This window comes from uncultured Sphingomonas sp. (assembly GCF_946477935.1).
Classification (GTDB): Bacteria; Pseudomonadota; Alphaproteobacteria; order Sphingomonadales; family Sphingomonadaceae; genus Sphingomonas.
In genome coordinates, this window is sequence record NZ_CAMLAC010000317.1 from 1 (window position 1) to 3,314 (window position 3,314).

6 protein-coding genes are annotated in these 3,314 nt (G+C 68.8%); 5 read left to right on the top strand and 1 reads right to left on the bottom strand.

Annotated features, from left to right (window positions below; all coding sequences use genetic code 11):
• A partial coding sequence (gene hflK / locus Q0U08_RS19165; protein WP_298093350.1) for a protease modulator HflK occupies nucleotides 1-806 on the bottom strand: 806 nt, incomplete at its 3' end.
• A 70-nt stretch (nucleotides 807-876) separates the two neighbouring features.
• On the opposite strand from hflK, the gene Q0U08_RS19170 reads away from it, so the two are divergent.
• The 5 genes from Q0U08_RS19170 to Q0U08_RS19190 form a co-directional block, all read left to right on the top strand.
• The gene (locus Q0U08_RS19170) at nucleotides 877-1,827 is read left to right on the top strand and encodes an Mrp/NBP35 family ATP-binding protein (protein WP_298093351.1); all 951 of its coding nucleotides are present in this window, start codon (nucleotides 877-879) and stop codon (nucleotides 1,825-1,827) included.
• 89 nt (nucleotides 1,828-1,916) lie between these two features.
• Nucleotides 1,917-2,360: a CoA-binding protein gene (locus Q0U08_RS19175; protein WP_298093352.1), complete on the top strand. Its 444-nt coding sequence runs from the start codon at nucleotides 1,917-1,919 to the stop codon at nucleotides 2,358-2,360.
• 46 nt (nucleotides 2,361-2,406) lie between these two features.
• Nucleotides 2,407-2,718 (top strand): hypothetical protein, encoded by a 312-nt coding sequence (locus Q0U08_RS19180; protein ID WP_298093354.1) that lies wholly within the window; start codon nucleotides 2,407-2,409, stop codon nucleotides 2,716-2,718.
• Nucleotides 2,719-2,783: 65 nt separating this feature from the next.
• A complete protein-coding gene (locus tag Q0U08_RS19185; protein WP_298093355.1) occupies nucleotides 2,784-3,137 on the top strand; it encodes a hypothetical protein in 354 nt (117 codons plus the stop codon).
• A partial coding sequence (locus Q0U08_RS19190) for a hypothetical protein (RefSeq protein WP_298093356.1) occupies nucleotides 3,134-3,314 on the top strand: 181 nt, incomplete at its 3' end. The genes Q0U08_RS19185 and Q0U08_RS19190, both read left to right, overlap by 4 nt.

The window sequence follows — 3,314 nt, forward strand, 5'->3', positions numbered from 1 at the left end:
TCCACGATCTGCGTCGGCGGCGTCGCCTGCTTGATCGACACGCCCTGCACCCGCACGCCCGACTTATACTGGTTGAGCAGATCCTGGGTCAGATCCTGCACCCGCTGTTCGATCGTCGTCCGGCCTGACCCCAGCGCCTGTTCCAGCGTGGTGGTGGCGATCACCGCGCGCATCGCGCTTTCCGCGGCGGCGCGCACCGTCTCCTGCGGCTGAGCCAACTGGAAGGTGAAGTCGCGCGGATTGGCGATGTCCCAGCGCACCGAATAGGTCAGGTCGACGATATTCTGGTCGCCGGTCAGCGTCAGGTTCTCGCCCGATCCTTCCGGGAAGTTTTCGGTGCGGATCTTTTGCACGTCCAGCACGCGCACGCTGGCGATCGGTGCGGGCGGCGTGATCTGGATGCCGGGCGAAAGGATGCCCGCATAGCGCCCGAAATAGGTCACCACCCCGCGCTGCTGCGGCCCGATCGGGTGGATCGAGGTGTAAAGCACCCAGATGCCCAGGATGATCGCGACGCCGATCAGCCACAGGGCGCGGGCATTGGGTGATCCGGGCATGCCGCCAAAGCCGCCTCCGCCGCCGCCCGGCCCGCCAGAACGCGCTTTCCGCAGGAATTCGTCCAGCGCGGTCGGCTTGGCCCCGGTCCGGCGGCCGCCCGGCGGCACCGCCCAGGGATTGCGCGGGCCACCGCCCGATCCGTTTCCATCCGATCCGCCACCCTCGTCGCCCGATCCGCCCCAGGGGCCCTTCGGTGTCTCTGCGGCAAGGATCGGAGGGCGCTTCAACCAGCCCGGCAAGGTTCTCATGAGGACTGTATAGGAAGGGTCGCGCGACAAAAACAGTGCCAAGCGGGGACAAGCGTCCTATCTGGCCGCCATGGCACTGATCGATGACGTAAAGGCGGCGGTGGCCGCAGTGGCGGGCAACCGCGCCGCGGTTCGCATGGAAGGCAGCAAAGCCGGCATCGTGCTGGACGCGACGGGGCTCGACGCGGGCGCGCGCGACCGGATGGAGGCGGACATCCGCACCGCCGCCGCAAGGCCTGGTGTCGCCGAGGTGCGCATCGTCGTCACCGCCGAACGGATCGGCCGCAAGCTGGTGGCCGTCGCCAGCGGCAAGGGCGGCGTCGGCAAATCGACGCTGTCGGCCAATCTCGCCATCGCGCTCGCGCGGGCGGGTCGCAAGGTCGGACTGGTCGATGCCGACATCTACGGCCCCTCGCAGCCGCGACTGATGGCGGCGGAGGGCACGAAGCCGGTCGCGCATGATGGCAAGCTGCAACCCGTCCCCACGCCCTACGGCGTGCCGCTGCTGTCGATGGGCCAGTTGGTCGAGGCCGACCGGGCAATCGCCTGGCGCGGGCCGATGGCGGCGGGGGCGCTGGGCCAGTTGGTCGATGGCGACTGGGGGGCCAGCGACACGCTGGTCCTCGATCTGCCGCCCGGCACCGGCGACGTGCAGCTCACCATGGTGCAGAAGCATCGGCCCGCCGGCGCGATCATCGTCTCCACCCCGCAGGATCTGGCGCTGATCGACGCCCGCCGCGCGATCGACCTGTTTGCCAAGGCCGGCATCCCGATCATCGGACTGGTCGAGAACATGGCCGGCTATTGCTGTCCGCATTGTGGCGGCTTTTCCGACCCCTTCGGCCTCGGCGGCGCGGAGGCCGCGGCCAACGACCTCGACATTCCGTTCCTCGGCCGCGTGCCGCTGACCGTGGCGATCCGCACCGCGTCGGACGCCGGCCGCCCGCCGGCGGCCGAGGCGGATGACGCCGTGTTCGCACCGATCGCCGCACAGGTGAACGCATGGCTTGCGCGCGCATGAAACCAATCCGGGGTTAACACGTTATGATGTCACCGGTCGTGCCCCTGCTGGGCACGAGCGGACCAGGTTTCCCCGGTCGGGATGCATCCATGCCGCTATCTGACGATGCCGACATCAAGGCGCTGCTCGAAGGCGCCCGCACGATCGCGATGGTGGGTGCGTCCGACCGCCCCGACCGCCCCTCCTACGGGGTGATGAAACGGCTTCAGGATCACGGCTACCGCGTGATCCCGGTCAATCCCCAGATCACCGGCGAGCATGTTCATGGCGAGTTCGTGTTTCGCGAGCTTGCCCAGCTCGGCGACCCGATCGACATCGTCGACATCTTCCGCCGCCCGCAAGCCGCCGGCGACGCGGTGGACGAGGCGATCGCCATCGGTGCCAAGGCGGTATGGCTGCAACTCGGTGTCATCAACGAAGAAGCCGCCGCCCGCGCGGAGGCCGCCGGGCTGAAGGTCGTGATGGACCGTTGCCCAGCCATCGACATACCCCGTCTGGGGGTCGCTCCGATTACCGACGCAACCGGCGGCTGATCCTTCGCGTTCAGGTGCCTGAATACAGGGGGGATAGGCGCCGATGATGACGGTGATGGCTTTGCTGCTCCTTGGCGCTCAAACCGGCGTCACAGTTGGTGCGACGCTGCCGCCCCAGGATTTGCCACGCCGCGACCTGATGCGTCACGCCGGCTCCCGCCTCAGTGCCGCGTGCAAAGGTGCGGATTGCCGTACCGAGCCGACCCGCTCCCCCTTCCGCCTCGACAATGACGACGCGTTCGACCCCGATGCCAAAGCCCGTGCGCTGGGCGACGATGGCAGCCGCTGTTCGGTGGTCGGCGCCCGCGTCTGCACCCGCAAGCCCCGCACGCTGCTGCGCGCAGAATTGACCAACTGAGCCGATCACGCTGGCGCTATGGTTCCGAACCGGGCATGATCGTGCCCGGTTTGGAAGGATCGGCGATGCTGGCAGTGGGTCTCGTCCTGATGATGCTGCAGGACGCACAGGCGCTCATGACCGGGGCCGCAGCCAGGCTGTCGCCCGAACGCCGCTGCCTATTCGATCCGCACAGCACCGACATCACCGTTTGCGGCCTGCGCAATGCCGATCGCTTTCGCGTACCCTTCGTCACCACCGATCCCGGCGACCCCAGGCGCCAGCCCGTCCGCGCCGAGCGGGAGGCGCTGCTCGCCCGCACCAACCCGATCCAGGAAAAAAGCCCCTTTCTCGTCGGGGGCGGCATGGCTGGGGTCAGCGCCACGGTGGGCGGCGACGGATCGGTGCATGGCGCCACGCTGCGCAAGCCCGCGCCATGATCCTGCTCGCCGCGCTTATCCTGTTGCCGCAACAGCCTGCCACCAGCGCCAGCAGCGCGCCGGAACGAAGCAGTTGGTCGATCCTCGCCCCCTGCCCCGGTCCGCAGGCGCAGGGGCAGGAAATCGTCGTCTGCGGCGAGCGTGAACTGGACTGGGGTCCGCCCGCCGGCCCCACCC

What these genes read in the sequence shown, in the direction of transcription:
- Q0U08_RS19170 (WP_298093351.1), top strand. Translation starts at nt 877, where the DNA reads ATGGCACTGATCGATGACGTAAAGGCGGCGGTGGCCGCAGTGGCGGGC.
- Q0U08_RS19175 (WP_298093352.1), top strand. Translation starts at nt 1,917, where the DNA reads ATGCCGCTATCTGACGATGCCGACATCAAGGCGCTGCTCGAAGGCGCC.
- Q0U08_RS19180 (WP_298093354.1), top strand. Translation starts at nt 2,407, where the DNA reads ATGACGGTGATGGCTTTGCTGCTCCTTGGCGCTCAAACCGGCGTCACA.
- Q0U08_RS19185 (WP_298093355.1), top strand. Translation starts at nt 2,784, where the DNA reads ATGCTGGCAGTGGGTCTCGTCCTGATGATGCTGCAGGACGCACAGGCG.